This window comes from Thioalkalivibrio sulfidiphilus, from assembly GCF_000377945.1.
GTDB classification, from domain to species: Bacteria; Pseudomonadota; Gammaproteobacteria; order Ectothiorhodospirales; family Ectothiorhodospiraceae; genus Thioalkalivibrio_A; species Thioalkalivibrio_A sulfidiphilus_A.
The window spans coordinates 36,328-57,964 of sequence record NZ_KB898942.1; the positions used below are offsets into that span (position 1 = coordinate 36,328).

A 21,637-nucleotide genomic window follows, 5' to 3' on the forward strand; every position below is an offset into this window, starting at 1 on the left:
CGCCCCTCCGCGCCTTCGCGCCTCTGCGTCGCGGTTACGCCTTTCGCCTTTCGCCTTTCGCCTCACCCCGACTTCATCTCCACCGCCCGCGCGTACAAGAGATTCTTCCCCACCCCCGTGATCTCGGCAGCGATCTTCGCCGCCTTCTTCACCGGCAGTTCCGCCAGCAGCAGGCGCAGCACCCGTTCCGCCTCGGGGCTGACGCCCGCATCGCTTGCCTCCGGAGCACCGGCGACGAGCACCACGAACTCGCCCTTGCCGTGATCCTCGTTGCTCGCAAGCCAGGCGACCAGTTCCGCAAGACGCCCGTCCTGCACCTGCTCGAAGGTCTTGGTCAGCTCCCGGGCCACCACTGCGCGGCGATCACCGCCCAGCACGGCGGTCATGTCGTCCAGGCAGTCGGCGATGCGGTGGCTGGATTCGTAGAAGATGAGCGTGCGGGGATCGCCGGCCAGCGCCTCCAGCCGCTGGCGCCGGGCGCCGCCCTTGGCGGGCAGGAAGCCCTCGAACACGAAGCGGTCCGAAGGCAGCCCGCTCACCGACAGGGCCGCCATGGCGGCCACGGGGCCCGGCACGGGCGAGACCCGGATGCCGGCGGCACGGGCGGCGGCCACCAGGCGGTAGCCCGGGTCGCTGATCAGCGGCGTGCCGGCATCGGAGACCAGGGCGATGGATTCGCCGGCCTCCAGCCTCGCCACCAGGGCAGGCACCTGCTCCAGTTCGTTGTGCTCGTGCAGGCTGATCTGCCTGGCCTTGATGCCGAAGTGGGTCAGCAGCGCGCCGGTGCGCCGGGTGTCCTCGGCGGCCACCCGGTCCACGGCGGCGAGCACCTCCCGAGCACGGGGGCTCATGTCCCCCAGGTTGCCGATGGGCGTGGCCACCACGTACAGGACGCCCTTCTCAATTGCGGCCGCTTGAATTGACACGTTCACCCCCGGCCAAGATACTGACCTGCCTTGAATTCATCTGAAGGGTCGACAGTCTACGCCCCGTCGCCCCCGCCCAACACCACCCCGGTATCCGATGACCCGATCAGCCCTGTTGTCCCGCCTGTTACCCGCCCTGGCCCTGACCGCCGTGCTCGCGGCCTGTGCGCCGCCCGAACCCCGGATCGTGGTGCCGCCGGCGGACCTCACCGAGGCCCAGTCCCTGGAACTGTCGGGCGAGCTGCAGGAGGCTGGACGCCTCTACCTGGCCCACGCCCAGCGGCTACGCGGCGAGGAACGCATCCAGTTCACCCTTCATGGCCTGGAACTGCTGCTCTCTGATCGCCCCGAGCCCGAGGACCTGGATCTCGCCGAGACCGCCTACGCGGACCTGACCCGCCAGCCCCTGCCGGAACCGGCCAGCACCCGGGCCGCCGTGGCCGGCGCACGCCTGGCGATCTGGTCCGACGATCCCTGGCGCGCCCTCTCCCTGCTGCCCACGGACCTGGAAGGCCGACCCGCGCCGCTCGCCCGCCAGGTGCTGGAGACCCGCGTGCTGGTGCTGAGCCTGATGGACGACTGGCTGGGCGTGGTGCAGACCCACATCACCCTGGAACGCTGGCAGGACGATTACCAGGGCATCGCCGCCAACCGCGAGGCGCTCTGGACCCGGCTGCTGGAACAGGACCGTGACCGCCTGGCGCGCTTCGAGGCCGAAGCCCCGGACCGGATCACCGCCGGCTGGCTGGCCCTGGCCCGGGTCGCCCGGGGCACGGCGCCCCGTCCGGCGGCCCTGGAGACGGCCCTGGAGGACTGGATGCTGGCCTTCCCCAACCATCCGGCCACCGGCGACTTCCTGCCCCGGCTGCGCCGTGAATGGGCGGATCTGGGCCGCTACCCGGACCGCATCGCCGTGCTGTTGCCCATGACCGGGCGCCTGGCGGCGGTCTCCACCGCCGTGTACGAGGGCATGCTGGCCGCCTACTACCGGCTGCCCGCGGAGGATCGCCCGAGCCTGCGCCTCTATGACACCGGCGAACAGGCGGAGGCCGCCTGGACCGTGTATCACCAGGCGGTGCAGGACGGCGCCACCCTGGTGATCGGCCCCCTGGACCGCCGAGCCGTGGAACTGTTCGCCACCAGCGATCACCTGCCCGTGCCCATGCTGGCCCTGAACCAGGTGGACTGGGACAACCCGCCCGAGCGGCTCTTCCAGTTCGGCCTCAACCCGGAGGACGAGGCACGCCAGGTGGCCGAGTACGCCGCCATGGAAGGGCATCTGCACGCGCTGATCCTGGCGCCGCGCAACGAGCTGGGCGAACGGCTCGGCACCAGCTTCACCGAACGCTTCCTGGAACTGGGCGGGCTGGTGCTTTCCGCCCAGTTCTACGCCCCCCAGGCCACCGACTACGCACCCTCCATCACCCAGGGACTGGGGCTCAACGACAGCCAGGGCCGCCACCGCCAGCTGCAGAACATCGTGCGCCGCAACCTGGAATTCGAACCCCGGCGCCGCCAGGACCTGGACGTGGTGTTCATGGTGGGCACCCCCCGGGAGGCACGCCTGCTGGCACCCCAGCTGCGCTTCCATCGCGCCGGTGATCTGCCCGTGCTGAGCACCTCCCATGCCTATTCCGGCCACCGCGACGCCCAGGCGGACGCGGACCTGGACGGCCTGATTCTGGCCGAGATCCCCTGGCTGCTGGATGCCTCCATCGAGGCTTCGCCCACCCGCGCCGCCCTGGCCCCGGACCTGTCACCCGGCAGCCGCCAGCTGCCCCGGCTGGTGGCGCTGGGCCACGACGCCATGCGCCTCGCGCCCCTGCTCAACCACCTGCACCAGCGCCCCGGCGAAGGCCTCGACGGCATGACCGGCAGGCTGTACCTGGACGAGGCGGGCCGCGTGCACCGCCAGCTGCACTGGGCGGTGTTCCGACGCGGCGTGCTGAGCCCCATGGTGCTCACGCCCCCCCTGGCGGAAGCAGGTCCACAGGCCTCCCGATGAGCACTCAGCGCCAGGGACGGCGCGGCGAGGCCAGGGCCCTGGCATATCTGGAGGGCCGCGGCCTGCGCCTGCTGGAACACAACTACCGCTGTCGCGGCGGCGAGATCGACCTGGTGATGCGTGACGGCGCGACCACGGTATTCGTCGAGGTTCGCCTGCGCCGCAACCGGCGCTTCGGCGGCGCCGCCGCGAGCATCACACCCAGCAAGCAACACCGCCTGTGCACCGCCGCCCGGCACTACCTGATGGTGCGCGGCATGCCCGACGGCCCCGTGCGCTTCGACGTGGTGGCCCTGGAAGGCGACGAACCGGTGGACTGGATCCGCAACGCCTTCGATGCTCCGGTGGATTGAGGCTGATGACTTCGCGTTAACATCCGAAGCCCGCGTGCAAACCCAACAGCGGGTAGAAGTGCAGCAGCACACCCCCAGCAGATACACTTCCCCCATGACCGCATCTCCCGACCTCCTCGACGCCCTGCGTCAGGCCCTGCCCCCGGATCAGCTGCTCACCGAGCCCGGCGACTGCTGGCCCTACGGCTACGACAACTCCCGCCAGCAGGCACTGCCCGAGGCGGTGGCCTTCGCCACCGGCGCCGAGCAGGTGCAGGCGGTGGTCAGGCTGTGTCACGAACATGGCGTGCCGCTCACCGCCCGCGGCCGTGGCACCGGCACCACCGGCGCCACCGTGCCGGTGCGCGGCGGCGTGGTGCTGTCCCTGGAACGCATGGACCGTATCCTGGAGGTCGACCCGGACAACCGGCTCATGGTGGTGCAGCCCGGCGTCACCAACCAGGCGGTGCAGGACGCGGCAGCCGCCCATGGCTTCTTCTGGCCCCCGGATCCCACCAGCGCCGCCTTTTGCACCGTGGGCGGCAACCTGGCCTACAACTCCGCCGGCCCGCGCGCGGTGAAGTACGGCACGCCCCGGGAGAACACCCTGGGGCTGCGCGCCGTGAGCGGCGACGGCCGACTGCTGCGCACCGGCGTCTACACCACCAAGGGCGTGGTGGGCTATGACCTCACGCGCCTGATCATCGGCTCCGAGGGGACCCTGGCGGTGATCACCGAGGCCACCCTCAAGCTCACCCCCCTGCCCGCCGCGAAGCGCACCCTGCAGGCGGTGTACCGAAACATGGGTGATGCCGCCCGCGCAGTGGCCGCCATCATGGCCCAGCCGGTCATCCCCTGCGCCCTGGAGTTCATGGATCGCGGCGCCATCGAGATGATCCGTCGCTACTCCGAGGCGAACCTGCCGGAGGGGGCCGGTGCCCTGCTGATGATCGAGGTGGACGGCCCCGAGGACTGCGTGGACAGCGCTGCGGAGACGGTGACCCGTGCCGCCCGGGTGGACGGCGCCCTGTCCGTGGAGGTGGCCCGCAGCGAGGCGCAGGTCAAGGCCCTGTGGGCCACGCGCAAGGCGCTTTCGCCTGCACTGCGCAACGTGGCGCCGAAGAAGATCAACGAGGACGTGGTGGTCCCCGTCTCCCACATCCCGGTGCTCATCGAAGGGCTTGAGGCGCTCTCGCAGCGCTTCGGCATCACCATCGTCAACTTCGGCCATGCGGGCAATGGCAACATCCACGTCAACCTGCTGGTGGACCCGGATGACCCTGTCCAGATGCAGGCCGCCGACGCCTGCCTGGACGAGGTGTTTTCCCTGGTGCTGAAACTGCGCGGCAGCCTGTCCGGCGAGCACGGCATCGGCCTGGTGAAACGCGCCTTCGTGGACCGGGAGATCGAACCGGAGACCCTGGATCTGATGCGGCGCATAAAGGGCCAGTTCGATCCGAAGGGTATCCTGAATCCGGGCAAGGGGTTTCCGGATATCTGACATTCAAAAGATTCGACGCAGAGGCGCAGAGGCGCGAAGAAGTGCTTGTGTAATAAGATCTCGAGGCTTCGCACTCACCCTTCAGAAAACAGCTCCTTCAAAACACAAAAAAACGCCGGGCAAATGCCCGGCGTTTTTTTACCACTTGCCGCTTGTTCAGCGAGGACCGCTGGCACCGCCGGCATCGCGGCCAGTGCCGTCACCAGGACCTGCGCCACCACCGGCACCGCCGGCGCCACTGCCGCTGCCGCTGCCATAACCGGGACCGTAACCGCGTCCCTGACCGGGGCCGCGTTGCGGGGGCTCATCGGGCAACTGCATACCGCGTTCACGGGCGCGCTCCTGCATGCGCTTGTGGTGTTCGAGGCGATAGGCCTCGCGCTCTTCGCCCCGCAGGGTACGCATGGCGCGCTGGTGTTCCTGGATTTCCTCCTGGGACATCATCTGCCGACCGTAGATCTCTTCTTCCTGGGCCTGGAGCGTCAACGGCGCGGCCAAACCAAGGGCCAGGGCAGCCAGCAGGGATTGGGTAAAGGTTCTGCGATTCATGATCAACACCTCCATGAGGTCAACGAACACGGATCTTGAGGTCATCCGGTTGTCGTGAATTATGGAAGGGCACCCGCACCAAACCTGCACGGGCATCACAAATCACTGGGGTGTTTGCAGAGAATTCGCGCCGGACTCGCGCCAGATCAATTGCGGAGATGCGACGAGGCGTGCTGATGATCGGAGCCGCGGGAGGTGTAACTTCCCACTTCCCAACTCCAACTTCCGACTTACTTGACGACCCTGAGGTGGCTGCCCTTGCCGCCTTCCGTGCCGCCGCCCTCGCCGCCCGGTCCCGGCGAGGACGGACCGCCATCACCCTCCTCGGGAAACATCATGCCCTGGCCGTTCTCACGGGTGTAGATGGCGAGCACCCGGTACACGGGGATCTGGACGCTCATGGGCTTGCCACCGAAGCGGGCGCTGAAGGTGATCTCCTCGTTGCCAAGGGTCAGACCCTGCACCGCCATGGGCGCGATGTTCATGACGATGCGCCCGCCCTCCACGTAGTCCCGGGGAACCTGCACATCGTCGCCGGCGGCATCCACCAGCAGGTGGGGCGTGAGACCGTTGTCCACGATCCACTGGTAGATGGCGCGCACCAGGTAGGGGCGGCTGGAGGTCATGGGCACCGTGGTCACGGACATGTCCCGGCACGCCTCAGGCGCGCAGTTCCCGCTCGGCTTCGGTGAGGCTCAGCTTGAAGGAAGGCCTTGCGAACAGGCGCTTGGAGTAGTCGGCGATGGGCTTGGGGATGTCCTTGGGGGCGATCCCGTAGGCGGGCAGACGCCACAGGATCGGCAGGATGGCGCAGTCCACCAGGCTGAATTCATCGCTCAGGAAATAGGGCTTGATGGCGAACACGTCCGCCGAGGCCACCAGGCTTTCCAGCAGAATCTTGCGGCTCTTGGCGGGCAGCTTCATGCCGTTGGCCTCGGCCTCCTCGGCCACGCTGTACCAGTCGCGCTCGATGCGGTAGAGGGCCAGGCGCGCAGCGGCGCGTGACACGGGGTCCACGGGCATCAGCGGCGGATGGGGGAAACGCTCGTCCAGGTATTCGCTGATCACCTGGGGCCCGTATAGGGCCAGGTCACGGTCCACCAGGGTGGGCACCGTGTTGTAGGGGTTCAGATCGGACAGGTCTTCTGGCTTGTCGTCGAGATCGATGTTGATGATGTCGACGGTGATGTCCTTCTCCGCGAGCACGATGCGCACGCGGTGGCTCTGGGCGCACAGGGGCGCGGAAAACAGGGTCATCACGGACCTTCTGGTGGCGATCAACGCCATGGGCTATCTCCATCGGATGTGCGAATCCCGCCCAGGATGGCGGCTTCGCATCGGATCGGGGCCGCGGACCCGGCGGAGCATTGTCGGGTCCGACAATGCATTATAACGCGGCTGGCGGCGCTTGGGCGTCCCTGCCCGGCCGCCGTGCACGGAAAGCCTCAGTGCACGTCCTTCCAGTATTCCTTCTTCATCAGGTAGGCGATGATGGTGAAAATGATCAGGAACAGCATCACCCAGATACCGATCATCTTGCGCTCCGTCTGGATCGGCTCGCCCATGTAGGACAGGAACGCGACAATGTCACGCACCGCCTTGTCGTACTCGGCCGGTGACATGCTGCCGGACTGGACCAGTTCGAAGCGGACTTCATCATGGCCCCTGGCGTCTTTGCCCACCACCTCCTTGCGCTGGAAACCCTGTAGTTCCCAGAGCACGTGGGGCATGCCCACGTTGGGGAAGACGGTGTTGTTCACGCCCAGAGGACGGTTCTCGTCCAGGTAGTAGCTGCGCAGGAAGGTGTACAGCCAGTCCTCGCCACGCACCCGGGCCACCAGGGTCAGATCCGGCGGCGCGGTACCGAAGGCCTCGGCTGCGTCACGCTTCGGGAAGCTATTCTTCATCAGCGCGCCAACGCGGGTCGGGTCGCCGAACTCGTCCCGGGTGAAGATCAGGTTGTCACGCACCTGGTCGTCGGTCAGGCCGAGGTCACGCCCGATGCGGTTGTAGCGCATGTACTGGGCCTCGTGGCAGCCCATGCAGTAGTTCACGAAGTATTTCGCGCCCCGCTGCAGGGAGGCCGTGTTGGTCACGTCCACGTTGGCCTTGTCCACCTTCACGGCGGGGCCCGCCGCGAAGGACGCGGCAGGCACCATCAGGGCCAGGAACATCATTACGGAGATCAGCTTCTTCATCACGCGGTCACCCTTTCCGGAACTGCCTTGTCTTTACCCAGGCCGCGCACGAAGGCAGGCAGCAGCAGGGTAATGGCGAGATAGATGGTCGGATACAGCCAGGTACCCCAGACCAGGCCCATGGTCTCGGAATCGACACGGGTCAGGTCATAGCCGGTGTAGATCGCCACCACCACCAGGAAGGACACCAGGCTCATCACCAGTGAACGCTCGCGGCTGTGGAACCAGATCACGAAGAAGAACACGAAGTACACCAGCGTGGAGCGCAGACCCCATTCCACCAGGGTGGTGTCGGTGGGCTGGGTGCCCAGCCAGGTCATGGCGATGAAGTTCAAACCGAAGAAGATGATGTTGAACTTGTGCACCGGGCTGCGGTAGCGGATGGACTTGACCGGGTTGCGGTCCAGCCAGGGCAGGAACAGCAGCACGAACACCGCGCCGAACATGGTGAGCACGCCCAGGAACGGGTCAGGCACCACGCGCAGGGTGGTGTAGAAGGCACCGTAGTACCACACCGGCGGGATGAAGTCCGGGGTCACCAGCGGGTCGGACTTCACGAAGTTGGCGGCCTTGAGGAAGTAGCCGCCCGCCTCGGGGGCGAAGAACACCACCGCGAAGAACAGGATCAGGAACACGCCCACACCCACGATGTCTTTCACGGTGTAGTAGGGGTGGAACGGGATGCCGTCAACGGGCTTGCCGTCGGGGCCCTTGTTCTTCTTGATCTCGACGCCGTCGGGGTTGTTGGAACCCACTTCGTGCAGGGCGATGATGTGCACCGCCACCAGCATCACCAGCACCAGCGGCAGGGCCACCACGTGCAGGGCGAAGAAGCGGTTCAGGGTCGCGTCGGAGATCAGGAAGTCACCGCGGATCCAGGTTACCAGCTCCGGCCCGATGAACGGGATGGTGGCGAACAGGTTCACGATCACCTGGGCGCCCCAGTAGGACATCTGGCCCCAGGGCAGCAGGTAGCCCATGAAGGCCTCGGCCATCAGTACTAGGAAGATCAGCCAGCCGAAGATCCACAGCAGCTCGCGGGGCTTCTTGTAGGACCCGTAGAGCAGCGCGCGGAACATGTGCAGGTACACCACGATGAAGAACGCGGAGGCACCGGTGGAATGCATGTAGCGGATGAACCAACCCCATTCCACGTCGCGCATGATGTACTCGACGGAGGCGAAGGCATAGGCCGCGTCCGGCTTGTAGAACATGGTCAGGAAGATGCCGGTGACGAACTGGATCACCAGCACCAGCAGGGCCAGGGAACCGAAGAAGTACCAGAAGTTGAAGTTCTTCGGCGCGTAGTATTCGGCCAGATGCTCGTTCCACATCTTGGTCAGAGGGAAACGATCGTCGATCCAGCCCACCAGGTTGTTGAGTGGCTTGCTCATCATGCGGCTCCTTCGTCCTCACCCACGACCAGCAGGTTTTCGGACAGGTACATATGCGGCGGGACGACCAGGTTGGTGGGGGCGGGCAGGTTGCGATATACGCGACCGGCCAGGTCGAAGCGGGAACCGTGGCAACCGCAGAAGAAGCCGCCGCGCCACTCGGGACCCAGGTCATCGGGGGCCACCTCGGGACGGTAGGCCGGTGAGCAACCCAGGTGGGTGCACACGCCGATCAACACCAGGATCTCGGGCTTGATGGAGCGGTGGATGTTGCGGGCGTAGGACGGCTGCTGGGTTTCCAGCTCGGATTCGGGGTCACGAAGCCGCGGATTGAGGGTGGGCAGCGCCTCGAGCATCTCCTCGGTACGACGCACGATCCACACCGGGCGGCCACGCCATTCCACGCGGATCAGCTGACCCGGTTCCACCTGAGACACATCCACTTCCACCGGGGCGCCGGCCGCCTGGGCACGGGCACTCGGCTTCCAGGACGCGACAAAGGGCACGACCGCCGCGACAACACCTGCACCGCCCACCACGGTGGTCGCTGCCACCAGGAAGCGGCGCCGGCCCTGGTTAACGCCTTCGTTAGCCATCACAAGTCTCCCACTGAGAGTCAAACACCAAAATTCTTTATGGATACCCGAATCTGGCGCCGGGCTTGTATCCGCGGGGGCGCACTCATGGGGCTTGCGCGCGCGCCCGGTCCTTTGGGGGGGTCAATATAAGACGCGATAGGATTCCCGAACTGGGGGTTCAGGTCAAGCTTGGGCGAAGGGCGCTTCTCCAAGCAACTGATTCACACAGGGTTTTCTATATCGATAAATACATGCTGAAGTTTGAATACACCGGCAAGCCGCTCCCCCAGGGCCCGGGCGCCATCACGCTCGGTGGCATGGTGACCGGCGGCGAAATAATGGATGCCCGCCTCCCGGGCCACGTGCACCGTCTGTTCGGAGATCTCCCCGCTCAGGTAGGCATCCAGCCCCAGGGCCACCGCCTGCTCGATGAAGCCCTGGGCCGCCCCGGTGCACCAGCCGATGCGTTCGATGGAATCGGAGCCGCCGGGAATCCACAGGGGGGCCCGCCCCAGGCGCTGCGCCAGGTCATCCGCCAGGGTCTGACCGTCCATGGGCGCGGCCGGGCGGCCGGTAAGGCCGATGCCGTCCTCGCGCAGCACGCCTTCCACCTGGAAATCCAGGCGCCGCGCCAGCTGGGCGTTGTTGCCCAGCTCCGGATGGGCATCCAGGGGCAGATGGTAGGCCAGCAGACTCACGTCGTGGGCCAGCAGCAGACGCAACCGCTCCCGCTTCATGCCCGTGACCCGGGCATCCTCGCCCTTCCAGAAGTAGCCATGGTGCACCAGCAGGGCATCCGCGCCCCAGTCGATGGCCGCCTCGATGAAGGCCCGGCTAGCCGTCACCCCGCTGGCCAGCTTGCGCACCGGCCGTCCGCCCTCCACCTGCAGCCCGTTGGGGCAGTAATCGCTGAAACGGCTGCACTCGAGCAGGGTATCGGCGTGGCGGGCGATCTCGTGGATGCGGGTCATGGGTGGTCTCTCTGGCGTTAGGCGTTAGGCGTTAGGCGTTAGGCGTTAGGCGTTAGGCGTTAGGCGTTAGGCGTTAGGCGTTAGGCGAGGAGCGTAACGTCTGCCCCAGTGACGCAAGTGCCCATCCGGGCCATCCCCTCCCCTTCATGGGGGAGGGCCAGGGTGGTTTCACGCCTAACCCATCCCCCCTCACCCCTCACGTTTTTTACATCCACTCATGCTATCGTAAACCCCATGTCAAAAGTCTCCCGCTTCCTGCTCCAGGTGGTGATCGCCGGCATCGCCGCCGCGGCACTCGTACTCGCCTTTTTCCCGGAACTGGTGCGCGACAACGGCCGGCCGGTGGTGGAACTGCGCCAGGGCAACGGCAGCTCGTTCGGACCGCGCACGGAAGGCCCCGTGTCCTACGCGGATGCCGTGGACCACGCGGCGCCGGCGGTGGTCAATATCCATACCCGCAAGACCGTCACCCAGCAGGCGCATCCGTTCCTGGAAGACCCCCTGTTCCGGCGTTTCTTCGGCGACCGTTTCGAGCCACCCCCCGGCCAGCGCACCCAGACCAGCCTGGGCTCCGGCGTGATCCTGAGCCCCCAGGGCTACGTGCTCACCAATCACCACGTGATCCGCGATGCCGATGAGATCGAGGTCATGCTGGCCGATGGCCGCAGCCTGGAGGCCCAGGTGGTGGGCACGGACCCGGACACGGACCTGGCGGTGCTGCGCATCCAGCCGGGCAGCGAAGGCCTGCCCAGCATCACCATCGGCGGCTCCGCAGGCCTGCGGGTGGGCGACGTGGTGCTGGCCATCGGCAACCCCTTCGGTGTGGGCCAGACGGTCACCCAGGGCATCGTGAGCGCCACCGGACGCAGCCGCCTGGGGATCAACACCTACGAGGATTTCATTCAGACCGACGCGGCCATCAACCCGGGCAACAGCGGCGGCGCGCTGATCAACGCCTACGGTGAACTGGTGGGCATCAATACCGCCATCTTCACCCGCTCCGGCGGCTCCCACGGCATCGGCTTCGCCATCCCGGTGGACCTGGCCCGGGACGTGATGACCCAGATCATCGAGCAGGGCCAGGTGGTGCGCGGCTGGCTGGGCATCGAGGTCCAGGAGATCACCCCGCAGCTGGCGGAGTCCTTCGGCCTGCGCGACCGGCGCGGCGTGCTCATCGCCGGCGTGCTGCGCGACAGCCCCGCCGGACAGGCGGGCCTGCGCCCCGGCGACATCATCACCCACATCGGCGGCGACCGGGTCAACGACGCCCAGGACGCCCTGAACTTCATCGCCCGCGCCCGCCCGGGGGAGACCCTGGAGATGCAAGGCATCCGCGACGGCAAGACACTGGAGATCCGCAGCCAGGTGGGGACGCGTCCGGCGCGGCGTTGATCTCTTGCAAGGCCGCCGCAGAGACGCGGAGGCGCTGAGATAAAGTACTTATGGACAGGATGAACAGGATTTTTCAGGATTTACAGGAATAAAGATTCAATCCTGTTAATCCGTTTTTATCCTGTCGATCCTGTCCAGTGATTTAGAAGTTCCTCTGCGCCCCCGCGTCTCTGCGGCGGCCTTTGCCTTTTCTGCCCTAAAGTCAACCGCCCAGCACCCCTGCCAACGCCTCCATGAAGCGGGCGTTCTCCTCCGGGCGGCCCACGGTTACCCGCAGGCAGTCGGCGAGCACGCCGCCCTGGGGGGAGAGGTTCTTGATGAGCACGCCGGCGTCCTTCAATCCCTGGAACACCCGGTTGCCCTGCCCCTGCGGCACGCGGAACAGGATGAAATTGGCCTCGCTGGGATAGGCCTTCACGCCCGGCAGTGCGGCCAGTGCATCCAGGAGCACGCCCCGGTCGTGGCGGATGGCCCGGGCCTGCTCCTCGAGCACCTGGTGATGCTCCAGGGCGAAGGTGGCGCTGGCCTGGGTGAGCACGTTGATGTTGTAGGGCAGGCGCAGCTTGTCGAACTCCGAGAGCCATTCAGCCGGACCGCTCAGGTAACCCAGGCGCAGGCCCGCCAGTCCCTGCTTGGAGACCGTGCGCATGACCACGAGATTCGGATAGCGGCCCAGGTCCTTGAGGAAGCTGTCATCGGCAAATGGCGCGTAGGCCTCGTCCACCACCACCAGGCCGGGAGCGGCCTCGATCACGGCCTCCACGTCCTCGCGGGGAAAGCGGTTGCCCGTGGGGTTGTTGGGATAGGCCAGGAACACCACGGCGGGCTGGTGTTCCTCCATGGCCCGGATGAAGCCATCCACGTCCAGACTGAAGTCCTCGCCCAGGGGCACGCCCACGTAGGCCATGTCCGCGTAGCCGGCGATCATGCGGTACATGACGAAGCTCGGCTCCACGGACATCACCACCCGGCCGGGGGCGGCGAGCGCCATGATGATCACCTGGATCAACTCGTCTGAGCCGTTGCCGAGGATCACGGACTGGTCGGCGGGGATGCCGGCGACCCGGCGCAGGGTCTCGATCAGCTGCGGCGAGCGGGGATCCGGGTAGCGGTTCAGTTCCACCTCACGCAGCTGCGCGAGCCATGCATCCACCAGTTCCGGCGGCCAGTGGTAGGGGTTTTCCATGGCATCCAGTTTAACGAAGCCGGTGGCGTCGGGGACGTGATAGGCGGCCAGGGCCCGGATGCCGGGCCGGACCCACTGGACGACCAGGGTCTCGGCGTCTTTCATCGCGTGGCGCTCACTTGATGCGGTATTCCGCCGAGCGGGCGTGGGCCACCAGACCCTCGCCCCGGGCGAGCGTCGAGGCGGTGCGTCCCAGGGTGGAGGCGCCCTCAGCCGAGCAGTGAATGAGGCTGGAGCGCTTCTGGAAGTCGTATACGCCGAGCGGCGAGGAGAAACGCGCCGTGCGCGAGGTGGGCAGCACGTGGTTGGGCCCGGCGCAGTAGTCACCCAGGGCCTCGGCGGTGTAACGACCCATGAAGATGGCGCCGGCGTGGCGGATGCGCGCGGCCAGATCCTCGGGGTCCTCCACGGACAGTTCCAGATGTTCGGGGGCAATGTGGTTGGCCACCTCCACCGCCTCGTCCATGTCCCTCACCTGGATCAGGGCACCGCGGCCCTCAAGCGAGGTCCGGATGATCTGTTCCCGGGGCATCTCGGCCATGAGGCGCTCCATGCTCTCCTCAACCCGATCCAGGAACTGCGCGTCCGGCGAGACCAGGATGGACTGGGCATCCTCGTCGTGTTCCGCCTGGGAGAACAGGTCCACGGCGATCCAGTCGGGATCGGTCTTGCCGTCACAGACCACCAGGATCTCGGACGGGCCGGCGATCATGTCGATGCCCACGGTGCCGTAGACCATGCGCTTGGCGGTGGCAACAAAGATGTTGCCCGGGCCGACGATCTTGTCCACCGCGGGGATGGTCTCGGTGCCGTAGGCCAGCGCCGCCACCGCCTGGGCGCCGCCCACGGCGAACACCCGGTCCACGCCGGCGACCGCGGCGGCCGCAAGCACCAGCTCGTTCACCTCGCCGCCGGGCGTGGGCACCACCATGATGAGTTCTTCAACCCCGGCCACCTTGGCCGGGATGGCGTTCATGAGCACCGAGGAGGGATAGGCGGCCTTGCCACCCGGCACGTACAGGCCGGCGCGATCCAGGGGGGTCACCTGCTGGCCCAGCATGGTGCCGTCTTCCTCGGTGTACTGCCAGGAGTCCAGCTTCTGGCGCTCCGCATAGCGGCGGATGCGCGCGGCAGCGGTCTCCAGGGCCTTGCGCTGATCCGCCGGGATGGCGGTCAAGGCCTGCTCAAGGCGAAACAGCGGGATCTCGAGATCAGCGGCCTCGGCCACCTCGCGGCGGTCGAAGCGGCGTGTGTACTCGAGAACGGCAGCATCGCCACGGCGACGCACGTCGGCCAGGATGTCGCGCACCGTGGTGAACACGGCGTCGTCGGAGACACTCTCCCAGGCCAGCAGCTCATCGAGGCGCTGGCGGAAATCTGCGTCAGAGGTGCTCAGGCGATTGATGGCGGGCATGGCGGTTCTGTTCGTCAGGCGTTAGGCGTTAGGCGTTAGGCGTTAGGCGTTAGGCGTTAGGCGTTAGGCGTTAGGCGTTAGGCGAGGAGCGTAACCCCTCCGGCTGCGGATGCAAGCCCCTCACTCCTCACCCCTCACCCCTCACGCTTCCCGTCGCGCACGCACCGCGGCGGCCAGGCCTTCCAGCACCTGCTCGCTGTCTTCCCAGCCCATGCAGGCGTCGGTGATGCTCTGACCGTAGGTCAGTTCGCGGCCATCCTCGGCGTCCTGGCGGCCACCCACCAGGTGGCTTTCCAGCATCACGCCCATGATACGCCGGTCTCCGGCGGCCAGCTGCTCGCCCACCACCCGGGCCACTTCCACCTGGCGACTCGGATCCTTGCGGCTGTTGGCGTGGCTGCAGTCGATCATCAGCTTGGGCGGCAGGCCGGCGGCCTTCAGCTGCTCGGCGGCCTGGTTCACGCTCTTCGCGTCATAGTTGGGCTCGCGCCCGCCGCGCAGGATGATGTGGCAGTCGTTGTTGCCGGCGGTGGAGAAGATGGCCGAGTGGCCCGCCTTGGTCACCGACAGGAAGTGATGCGGGCGCGACGCGGAACGGATGGCGTCGATGGCCACCTGCAGACTGCCGTCGGTGCTGTTCTTGAAACCCACGGGGCAAGACAGGCCGGAGGCCAGTTCCCGGTGCACCTGGCTCTCGGTGGTGCGCGCGCCGATGGCGCCCCAGGCCACCAGGTCGGCCACGTACTGGGGGCTGATCAGGTCCAGGTACTCGGTGGCCGCCGGCATGCCCATCTTGGCCAGGTCCAGCAGCAGGCCGCGGGCCAGGCGCAGGCCCTTGTTGATCTGGAAGCTGCCGTCCAGGTTGGGGTCGTTGATCAGCCCCTTCCAGCCCACGGTGGTGCGCGGCTTCTCGAAATACACGCGCATGACGATGTGCAGATCATCGGCCAGCTTGTCGCGCATGCGCTTGAGGCGCCCGGCGTACTCCATGGCCGCGTCCACGTCGTGGATCGAGCAGGGGCCGGCGATCACCAGCAGGCGGTCGTCGCTGCCGGCGAGGATGTTGTGAATGGCCTCGCGGGCATTGAACACCGTGGCGGCGGCCTCGTCGGTGATGGGCAGCTCCTCGTGCACCAGCACGGGGGGCGACACCTCGCGGATCTCCAGGATTCTCAGGTCATCGGTGTGGTAGCGCATGATCGGGTATTCCAGACAGGGTTCAGGCGGCCGCCGCGGCCTGGTCCACCGCCTCGGCGAGACGCTGGATCAGGTCCTTCATGCGGGCCGATTTCATTTTCATGGAGGCCTTGTTCACCACCAGCCGCGAGCTGATGTCCGCGATGTGCTCCAGGGGCACCAAGCCGTTGGCGCGCAGGGTGTTGCCGGTATCCACCAGGTCCACGATGCAGTCGGCCAGCCCCACGATGGGGGCCAGTTCCATGGATCCGTAGAGCTTGATGATCTCCACCTGCCGGCCCTGCTCGGCGTAATAACGCCGGGTGGTGTTGACGAACTTGGTGGCCACCCGCAGGCGCCCCTCGGTCTCGGTGGCGCCGGGCCGGCCGGCCACCATCAGCTTGCAGCGGGCGATGCCGAGGTCCAGGGGCTCGTAGATGCCCTCGCCGCCGTGCTCCATGAGCACGTCCTTGCCGGACACGCCCAGGTCGGCGGCGCCGTACTGCACGTAGGTGGGCACGTCGGCGGCGCGGATCACCACCAGCTTCACCTCCGGCAGGTTGGTGTCCAGGATCAGCTTGCGGCTGGTCTCAGGGTCGTCCACCGGGGTGATGCTGGCGGCGGCCAGCAGCGGAAGGGTGTCCTTGTAGATGCGCCCCTTGGAGAGGGCAATGGTCAGGGTCTCGTTGCTCATGTCGTCGCTTCGCTCATCCGGGTACGCGGCGGATGCTGGCGCCGATCTGGGCCAGCTTCTCCTCGATGCATTCATAGCCCCGGTCGATGTGGTAGATGCGGTCCACCAGGGTCTCGCCCTCGGCCACCAGGCCCGCCAGGATCAGGCTCGCCGAGGCACGCAGGTCCGTGGCCATCACCGGCGCGCCGGTGAGTCGCGGCACGCCGCGCACCAGGGCGGTGTGGCCCTCCACACGGATGTCCGCGCCCATGCGCTGCAGTTCCAGGGCATGCATGAAGCGGTTCTCGAACACCGTCTCGGTGATCGCCGCCGTGCCCTCGGCGATGCAGTTCAGGGCCATGAACTGGGCCTGCATGTCGGTGGGGAAGGCGGGATAGGGGGCGGTGCGCAGGCTCACGGCCTTAGGGCGCCGACCGGCCATGTCCAGCTCGATCCAGTCCTCGCCGGTGTTGAGCTGCGCGCCCGCCTCTTCCAGCTTGGCCAGCACCGCGTCCAGGGTGCCGGGCGCGGTGTTGCGCAGGCGCACCCGGCCGCCGGTGATGGCGCCGGCCACCAGGAAGGTGCCGGTCTCGATGCGATCGGGCAGCACCTCGTAGTGGCAGCCGCGCAGGCTGTCCACGCCGTCGATGACGATGGTGTCGGTGCCGGCGCCTGAGATCTGCCCGCCCATGGCATTGATGCAGTTGGCGAGATCCACCACCTCGGGCTCCCGCGCGGCGTTCTCGATCACCGTGGTGCCACGGGCCAGTGCAGCGGCCATCATCAGGTTCTCGGTGCCGGTCACCGAGACGATGTCCATGACGATGCGCGCGCCCTTGAGCCGCTCGGCCCGGGCGCGGATATAGCCGGCGTCGATGGAGATGTCGGCGCCCATGGCGGCCAGCCCGTCCACGTGCAGGTTCACCGGCCGGGAGCCGATGGCGCAGCCACCGGGCATGGACACCTCCGCCTGGCCGAAGCGGGCCAGCAGCGGGCCCAGCACCAGGATGGAGGCGCGCATGGTCTTCACCAGCTCGTAGGGGGCGACGAAGTGATGGGTGGTGGTGGGGTCCACCTCGATGCGCATGCGCTCGTCCACGGTGAGCGAGGCGCCCATGCGCCCCATCAGCTCCATGGTGGTGGTTACATCCTGCAGGTGCGGCACGTTGCCCACGGTCATGGGGCTGTCGGCCAGCAGGGTGGCGGCCAGGATGGGCAGCACGGCGTTCTTGGCGCCGGAGATGCGTACATCTCCGGACAGGGGCTGTCCGCCGCGAATGATCAGCTTGTCCATCATGGGTCCGAGGGGCCCCGGGGGCCGGAATCAGTGAAAAAAGAATCCCATGATAGCGAAATTCGTGCCCGGACGGGACTGCGCAGGCCGCTGTGTTGCCCGCAGCAAGGGGGTGACGGTCACGAATCCGGGACGCCGGGCAGCAGTTCCTGCAGGTCCGCCAGGCGGATGATGTCGCCCATGGCGGGTGACACGCCCTCGATGCGCAGGTCCGTGCCCCGGGCGCGGGCCATGGCGAACCACTCCACCACCAGGGCAACCCCGGCACTGTCCGCCCGGGTCACGGCGGAGACATCCACCAGCCGGGGCGGTGTGCCAGACTCGAACAGGGCACGGCTGCGCGCCCAGAGATCGGCCACGCTGGCCAGGCCCAGATCGCCGCTGACCCGCAGCCGGTCGCCTTCCAGGGAGAAGCTGGCCGACTCGCTCACCGCACCGGCCTCACTGTTCCGCCGCCTGCTGGACCAGGTCCCGATCGCCCCGCTCCAGGCGCTGGATGAGGTTCTCCAGGCCCTGGCGCTCGATCTCGGCGTTGAAGTTGGTGCGGAAGTTGGTCACCAGGCTCAGGCCCTCCACCGTCAGGTCGTAGGCCTTCCAGCGCTCGTCCACCACGCGCAGACTGAAGGTCACCGGCACGTTGGGCCGGCCCTGCCCCACCACGATCTCGGTGGCCACGGTGGCGCGGTTGCCGTCCACCCGGCTGCGGCGCTCGTTGACGATGATGCGCTTGTCGGCATGCTCGGCCAGCTGGCCGGCATAGGCGCGTACCAGGGTGTCCTTGAAGGCCTCCACGAAGCGCTCCCGCTGCTCGGGCGTGGCGGTGCGCCAGTGGCGCGCCAGGATCAGCCGGGACATGCCCTCGAAATCCACGTAGGGCAGGATCTCCTGCTCCACCAGCTCGAAGACCAGGGCCTCGTCGCTCTTGAGCCGCTCACTGTTCTCGCGCAGCATCGCCAGCACCCGGGTAGTGGACTCGCTGATCTGCTTGACCGGGTCGCCGGGCGACGCCAAGGCGGCGGGCGCCCAGATCAGGACAAACGTCAGCAGTATGACCCGGGGCCAGGCTGCGACCGACTTTTCATTTCCCATGGGAATCACGCTCGCGGTTTGATCAATGGGTGGTCATGTTGACCATGATGCGGCCGATGATCTCTTCCAGTACGAAGGCGGACTGGGTGTAGTAGATCTCGCTGCCATGTACCAAGACATCATCCTCGCCGCCGGGTTCCAGGGCGATGTACTGCTCACCCAGCAGACCGGCGGTATAGATGCTCGCCTGGGTGTCCGCCGGCAGGTAGTCATGGTTGGCGCTGATGGTCATCTCCACCCGGGCCTGGTAGCGCTCGGGGTCGTAGCGGATAGCGGTCACCCGGCCGACACGCACCCCCGAGACGGTCACCGGCGCACGCACCTTCAGGCCGCCGATATTGTTGAAGTAGGCGTGCACGGTGTAGCCGTCGGTGTTGCGGTATTCGCTGATGTTGCTCACCTGCATGGCCAGCATGAACAGGCCTGCCAGGCCCAGGGCCACGAAGATGCCCACTGCGATCTCGATGGTGCGTGTCGTCATGCTGCAATCGCCTCTTGCATGTCAGATGTCACCGAACATCAGGCCGGTGAGAATGAAATCCAGTGCCAGCACCGCCAGAGCGGAATGCACCACCGTGCGCGTGGTGGAACGACTCATGCCTTCCGAGGTGGGCACGGTGTCGTGGCCCTCGAACACGGCGATCCAGGCCACCACGAAGCCGAACACGAGACTCTTGATGATGCCGTTCATCACGTCCTTGTAAAAATCCACGTTGGCCTGCATCTGGGACCAGTAGGAACCGGCGTCCACCCCCAGCAGGCCCACGCCGATGAAATAACCGCCCATCACCGCCACGGCACTGAAGATGGCCGCCAGCAGGGGCAGGGAGATGAACGCCGCCACGAAACGCGGCACGATGACCCGCTTGACCGGATCCACCGCCATCATCTCCATGCCGGAGAGCTGCTCAGTGGTCTTCATCAGGCCGATCTCGGCGGTGAGCGCCGAACCGGCGCGGCCGGCGAACAGCAGCGCCGTGACCACCGGGCCCAGTTCCCGCACCAGGGACAGGGCCACCACGGAGCCCAGCGCCTCCTCGGCGCCGAACTTCACCAGGGTGATATAGCCCTGGTAGCCCAGTACCATGCCCACGAACAGGCCGGAGACGGCGATGATCAGCAGGGACAGCACGCCCACCGAGTAGAGTTCCTTGATCACCAGGCGTGGCCGGGTGACGGCCACCCCCAGGGACAGCAGGATGCGCAGCAGGAACAGGTGGCCGCGCCCCAGGCGCTCGAACACCCCCAGGCCCCAGCGCCCCAGCCTCTGCAAAGGCCCCAGCATCTCAGCGCCCCTCCGTCAGGTCGGTGAGGTAATCCGGCGCCGGGTAATGGAAGGGCACCGGGCCGTCGGGCAGGCCCTTGAGGAACTGGTGCGACCACTCGGAGGCGATGGTCTCCAGTTCATCCGGCGTGCCCGCGTCCACCACCTGACCGTCGGAGATCAGGTACAGGTAGTCGGCGATGGAACTGGCCTCCTGCACGTCGTGGGAGACCAGGATGCTGGTCAGCCCCAGGGCATCGTTGAGGCGCTTGATGAGCGAGACGATCACGCCCATGGTGATGGGGTCCAGGCCGGTGAAGGGCTCGTCGTACATGATCATCATGGGGTCCAGGGCGATGGCCCGGGCCAGGGCCACGCGCCGCGCCATGCCGCCGGACAGCTCACTGGGCATCAGGTCACGGGCACCGCGCAGGCCCACGGATTCCAGCTTCATGAGCACCAGGGTGCGCAGCAGCCGCTCGGGCAGCTTGCAGTGTTCGCGCAGGGGGAAGGCCACGTTCTCGAACACGGACAGGTCCGTGAGCAGGGCGCCGCTCTGGAACAGCATCCCCATGCGCCGGCGCAGCCGGTAGAGGTCCGCGAGCCCCTGGCGGTGCACGTCGACACCATCCACCAGGATCTGTCCGCGCTCGGGCTTGAGTTGTCCACCGATCAGCTTGAGCAGGGTGGTCTTGCCCGTGCCACTGGGGCCCATGATGGCGGTGATACTGCCCCGGGGGATCTTCAGGCTCAGGCCCTTGAAGATAGGCCGCCCGCCACGGGAGAAGTGCAGATCCCGGATCTCCACCAGGGTGTCGTTGTGGGGCTGCGTGTCGATGGGCGGAAACCTTTGCACGGGGCGGTGGGCGATGCCGGCACGGGCCGATGGCGGGGTTTCCCGCCGGACAAAGCCTGCAAGTCTCAGGCGCCCCCGGTGAGGAGTCAAGTCGGCTCAGCACACCCCGAACAGCTGGCCGATCACCCGCGCATCCTCGAAGGTCTCCGCTGGCGCGTCCAGAAACAGCACGCACCAGGGCTCCTCCTGGCAGGCCAGGAACCCCTCCACCGCCGCGCGCAGCTCCCGGGGCGTGGGCCGGACCTCGAAACGCAGCCAGCCCACCATGCCGCAGGGACAGGGGCTGTCCGGCCCCGTCCAGACCCGCCCGGGTCCGGCGGGCCCCGTCACCGTGAAGACCGGCACCGCGGGCAGGCGCGCGCGCAGGGTCGCCTCCACGGACGCGGCCGGAGCATCCAGAACGACGCCACCCAGCCGGTCGCCAAGACCCTCGACAAGGCTCACCAGTTGCGCCAGCCCTGCCTCATCCAGCGGCGCCTCCACCCGCAGGTAGAACCAGAACTGGGACGGCAGGGATTCCAGCCAGACAACCGGATCCGCCCCGCGCCAGTCCGCCTCGGCCACCAGCACGGTGTCGAAATGGCTGGCGTAGCAGGAGAGGTGCCAGTCCGGCGGGGTGTCCTCGGGGTAGAGGGCCTGGATCAGGCGGGGGTCGTTCCAGCTGAGGGCGCCGAAGGTGAGGGTGCGGATGGGGGGTGTTGTCATGGGTTCGTTTGTACCAGTTCACGTGCATTGAAAGCTTTTAAGTCAAAGGCTTCCGATCCCCGTTGCACGGGGCTCGGGTTACTTTCTTTGCTTGTCCAAAGAAAGTAACCAAAGAAAAGACACCCGAGTTTCTC

The 21,637-nt window shown here is 67.0% G+C and carries 23 protein-coding genes; 4 read left to right on the forward strand and 19 right to left on the reverse strand.

Features of this window, described 5'->3' with window-relative positions; translation table 11 throughout:
• Window positions 1-62: 62 nt before the first annotated feature.
• Window positions 63-926, reverse strand: a complete 864-nt coding sequence (rsmI, locus tag D580_RS0110000; protein WP_155999810.1) for a 16S rRNA (cytidine(1402)-2'-O)-methyltransferase — start codon at window positions 924-926, stop codon at window positions 63-65.
• A 97-nt stretch (window positions 927-1,023) separates the two neighbouring features.
• Here rsmI and D580_RS0110005 point away from each other — a divergent pair, with 97 nt between their 5' ends.
• From D580_RS0110005 to D580_RS0110015, 3 genes are all read left to right on the forward strand, one after another.
• A complete protein-coding gene (locus D580_RS0110005; protein ID WP_018954251.1) occupies window positions 1,024-2,931 on the forward strand; it encodes a penicillin-binding protein activator in 1,908 nt (635 codons plus the stop codon).
• The gene (locus D580_RS0110010; RefSeq protein WP_018954252.1) at window positions 2,928-3,284 is read left to right on the forward strand and encodes a YraN family protein; all 357 of its coding nucleotides are present in this window, start codon (window positions 2,928-2,930) and stop codon (window positions 3,282-3,284) included. Before D580_RS0110005 ends, D580_RS0110010 begins: the two co-directional genes overlap by 4 nt.
• Before the next feature lie 94 nt (window positions 3,285-3,378).
• The gene (locus D580_RS0110015) at window positions 3,379-4,764 is read left to right on the forward strand and encodes an FAD-binding oxidoreductase (protein ID WP_018954253.1); all 1,386 of its coding nucleotides are present in this window, start codon (window positions 3,379-3,381) and stop codon (window positions 4,762-4,764) included.
• Window positions 4,765-4,920: 156 nt separating this feature from the next.
• Here D580_RS0110015 and D580_RS0110020 read toward each other — a convergent pair whose 3' ends face one another.
• The 7 genes from D580_RS0110020 to D580_RS0110050 form a co-directional block, all read right to left on the reverse strand.
• A complete protein-coding gene (locus tag D580_RS0110020; RefSeq protein WP_026289885.1) occupies window positions 4,921-5,313 on the reverse strand; it encodes a hypothetical protein in 393 nt (130 codons plus the stop codon).
• Window positions 5,314-5,543: 230 nt separating this feature from the next.
• Complete coding sequence (locus D580_RS0110025; protein ID WP_018954255.1) at window positions 5,544-5,960, reverse strand: ClpXP protease specificity-enhancing factor; 417 nt, start codon at window positions 5,958-5,960, stop codon at window positions 5,544-5,546.
• 13 nt (window positions 5,961-5,973) lie between these two features.
• The gene (locus D580_RS0110030) at window positions 5,974-6,600 is read right to left on the reverse strand and encodes a glutathione S-transferase N-terminal domain-containing protein (protein ID WP_018954256.1); all 627 of its coding nucleotides are present in this window, start codon (window positions 6,598-6,600) and stop codon (window positions 5,974-5,976) included.
• A 158-nt stretch (window positions 6,601-6,758) separates the two neighbouring features.
• The gene (locus D580_RS0110035) at window positions 6,759-7,511 is read right to left on the reverse strand and encodes a cytochrome c1 (protein WP_018954257.1); all 753 of its coding nucleotides are present in this window, start codon (window positions 7,509-7,511) and stop codon (window positions 6,759-6,761) included.
• On the reverse strand, window positions 7,511-8,905 hold the full coding sequence (locus D580_RS0110040; protein ID WP_018954258.1) for a cytochrome b: 1,395 nt from the start codon (window positions 8,903-8,905) through the stop codon (window positions 7,511-7,513). The genes D580_RS0110035 and D580_RS0110040 overlap by 1 nt, the downstream gene beginning before the upstream one ends.
• Window positions 8,905-9,501 (reverse strand): ubiquinol-cytochrome c reductase iron-sulfur subunit, encoded by a 597-nt coding sequence (gene petA / locus D580_RS0110045; RefSeq protein ID WP_018954259.1) that lies wholly within the window; start codon window positions 9,499-9,501, stop codon window positions 8,905-8,907. The genes D580_RS0110040 and petA overlap by 1 nt, the downstream gene beginning before the upstream one ends.
• A gap of 203 nt (window positions 9,502-9,704) precedes the next feature.
• Entirely contained in the window at window positions 9,705-10,454 is a 750-nt protein-coding gene (locus tag D580_RS0110050; RefSeq protein ID WP_018954260.1) for a Nif3-like dinuclear metal center hexameric protein, read from the reverse strand.
• Window positions 10,455-10,688: 234 nt separating this feature from the next.
• Between D580_RS0110050 and D580_RS0110055 the strand changes: the two genes are divergently transcribed.
• Window positions 10,689-11,846, forward strand: a complete 1,158-nt coding sequence (locus D580_RS0110055; RefSeq protein WP_018954261.1) for a Do family serine endopeptidase — start codon at window positions 10,689-10,691, stop codon at window positions 11,844-11,846.
• Window positions 11,847-12,048: 202 nt separating this feature from the next.
• On the opposite strand, the gene hisC is transcribed toward D580_RS0110055, so the two are convergent.
• From hisC to D580_RS0110110, 11 genes are all read right to left on the reverse strand, one after another.
• Window positions 12,049-13,137, reverse strand: coding sequence for a histidinol-phosphate transaminase (hisC, locus tag D580_RS0110060; RefSeq protein WP_018954262.1), 1,089 nt, complete (start codon window positions 13,135-13,137; stop codon window positions 12,049-12,051).
• A 10-nt stretch (window positions 13,138-13,147) separates the two neighbouring features.
• Window positions 13,148-14,446 carry a histidinol dehydrogenase gene (gene hisD / locus D580_RS0110065; RefSeq protein WP_018954263.1) on the reverse strand — a complete coding sequence of 433 codons (1,299 nt, stop codon included), beginning with the start codon at window positions 14,444-14,446 and terminating at the stop codon, window positions 13,148-13,150.
• Window positions 14,447-14,587: 141 nt separating this feature from the next.
• Window positions 14,588-15,643 carry a 3-deoxy-7-phosphoheptulonate synthase AroG gene (gene aroG, locus D580_RS0110070; RefSeq protein ID WP_018954264.1) on the reverse strand — a complete coding sequence of 352 codons (1,056 nt, stop codon included), beginning with the start codon at window positions 15,641-15,643 and terminating at the stop codon, window positions 14,588-14,590.
• A 22-nt stretch (window positions 15,644-15,665) separates the two neighbouring features.
• A complete protein-coding gene (hisG, locus tag D580_RS0110075) occupies window positions 15,666-16,316 on the reverse strand; it encodes an ATP phosphoribosyltransferase (RefSeq protein ID WP_018954265.1) in 651 nt (216 codons plus the stop codon).
• Window positions 16,317-16,329: 13 nt separating this feature from the next.
• Window positions 16,330-17,589 (reverse strand): UDP-N-acetylglucosamine 1-carboxyvinyltransferase, encoded by a 1,260-nt coding sequence (murA, locus tag D580_RS0110080; protein ID WP_026289886.1) that lies wholly within the window; start codon window positions 17,587-17,589, stop codon window positions 16,330-16,332.
• A 119-nt stretch (window positions 17,590-17,708) separates the two neighbouring features.
• Window positions 17,709-18,020: an STAS domain-containing protein gene (locus D580_RS0110085; protein ID WP_018954267.1), complete on the reverse strand. Its 312-nt coding sequence runs from the start codon at window positions 18,018-18,020 to the stop codon at window positions 17,709-17,711.
• Window positions 18,021-18,030: 10 nt separating this feature from the next.
• The gene (locus D580_RS0110090) at window positions 18,031-18,678 is read right to left on the reverse strand and encodes an MlaC/ttg2D family ABC transporter substrate-binding protein (RefSeq protein ID WP_018954268.1); all 648 of its coding nucleotides are present in this window, start codon (window positions 18,676-18,678) and stop codon (window positions 18,031-18,033) included.
• Window positions 18,679-18,700: 22 nt separating this feature from the next.
• Window positions 18,701-19,159: an outer membrane lipid asymmetry maintenance protein MlaD gene (gene mlaD, locus D580_RS0110095; RefSeq protein ID WP_018954269.1), complete on the reverse strand. Its 459-nt coding sequence runs from the start codon at window positions 19,157-19,159 to the stop codon at window positions 18,701-18,703.
• A 21-nt stretch (window positions 19,160-19,180) separates the two neighbouring features.
• The gene (gene mlaE / locus D580_RS0110100; RefSeq protein WP_026289887.1) at window positions 19,181-19,963 is read right to left on the reverse strand and encodes a lipid asymmetry maintenance ABC transporter permease subunit MlaE; all 783 of its coding nucleotides are present in this window, start codon (window positions 19,961-19,963) and stop codon (window positions 19,181-19,183) included.
• 1 nt (window position 19,964) lies between these two features.
• The gene (locus tag D580_RS0110105) at window positions 19,965-20,798 is read right to left on the reverse strand and encodes an ABC transporter ATP-binding protein (RefSeq protein WP_018954271.1); all 834 of its coding nucleotides are present in this window, start codon (window positions 20,796-20,798) and stop codon (window positions 19,965-19,967) included.
• A gap of 96 nt (window positions 20,799-20,894) precedes the next feature.
• Window positions 20,895-21,503 (reverse strand): hypothetical protein, encoded by a 609-nt coding sequence (locus tag D580_RS0110110; RefSeq protein ID WP_018954272.1) that lies wholly within the window; start codon window positions 21,501-21,503, stop codon window positions 20,895-20,897.
• Between the last annotated feature and the right edge of the window lie 134 nt (window positions 21,504-21,637).

Coding starts and splice junctions, on each gene's coding strand:
- petA (WP_018954259.1), bottom strand. CDS start 9,501: ATGGCTAACGAAGGCGTTAACCAGGGCCGGCGCCGCTTCCTGGTGGCA.
- D580_RS0110010 (WP_018954252.1), top strand. CDS start 2,928: ATGAGCACTCAGCGCCAGGGACGGCGCGGCGAGGCCAGGGCCCTGGCA.
- hisG (WP_018954265.1), bottom strand. CDS start 16,316: ATGAGCAACGAGACCCTGACCATTGCCCTCTCCAAGGGGCGCATCTAC.
- mlaD (WP_018954269.1), bottom strand. CDS start 19,159: ATGACGACACGCACCATCGAGATCGCAGTGGGCATCTTCGTGGCCCTG.
- D580_RS0110040 (WP_018954258.1), bottom strand. CDS start 8,905: ATGAGCAAGCCACTCAACAACCTGGTGGGCTGGATCGACGATCGTTTC.
- D580_RS0110005 (WP_018954251.1), top strand. CDS start 1,024: ATGACCCGATCAGCCCTGTTGTCCCGCCTGTTACCCGCCCTGGCCCTG.
- D580_RS0110020 (WP_026289885.1), bottom strand. CDS start 5,313: ATGAATCGCAGAACCTTTACCCAATCCCTGCTGGCTGCCCTGGCCCTT.
- hisD (WP_018954263.1), bottom strand. CDS start 14,446: ATGCCCGCCATCAATCGCCTGAGCACCTCTGACGCAGATTTCCGCCAG.
- D580_RS0110110 (WP_018954272.1), bottom strand. CDS start 21,503: ATGACAACACCCCCCATCCGCACCCTCACCTTCGGCGCCCTCAGCTGG.
- hisC (WP_018954262.1), bottom strand. CDS start 13,137: ATGAAAGACGCCGAGACCCTGGTCGTCCAGTGGGTCCGGCCCGGCATC.
- D580_RS0110050 (WP_018954260.1), bottom strand. CDS start 10,454: ATGACCCGCATCCACGAGATCGCCCGCCACGCCGATACCCTGCTCGAG.
- aroG (WP_018954264.1), bottom strand. CDS start 15,643: ATGCGCTACCACACCGATGACCTGAGAATCCTGGAGATCCGCGAGGTG.
- murA (WP_026289886.1), bottom strand. CDS start 17,589: ATGGACAAGCTGATCATTCGCGGCGGACAGCCCCTGTCCGGAGATGTA.
- D580_RS0110090 (WP_018954268.1), bottom strand. CDS start 18,678: ATGGGAAATGAAAAGTCGGTCGCAGCCTGGCCCCGGGTCATACTGCTG.
- D580_RS0110030 (WP_018954256.1), bottom strand. CDS start 6,600: ATGGCGTTGATCGCCACCAGAAGGTCCGTGATGACCCTGTTTTCCGCG.
- mlaE (WP_026289887.1), bottom strand. CDS start 19,963: ATGCTGGGGCCTTTGCAGAGGCTGGGGCGCTGGGGCCTGGGGGTGTTC.
- D580_RS0110025 (WP_018954255.1), bottom strand. CDS start 5,960: ATGTCCGTGACCACGGTGCCCATGACCTCCAGCCGCCCCTACCTGGTG.
- D580_RS0110035 (WP_018954257.1), bottom strand. CDS start 7,511: ATGAAGAAGCTGATCTCCGTAATGATGTTCCTGGCCCTGATGGTGCCT.
- D580_RS0110055 (WP_018954261.1), top strand. CDS start 10,689: ATGTCAAAAGTCTCCCGCTTCCTGCTCCAGGTGGTGATCGCCGGCATC.
- D580_RS0110015 (WP_018954253.1), top strand. CDS start 3,379: ATGACCGCATCTCCCGACCTCCTCGACGCCCTGCGTCAGGCCCTGCCC.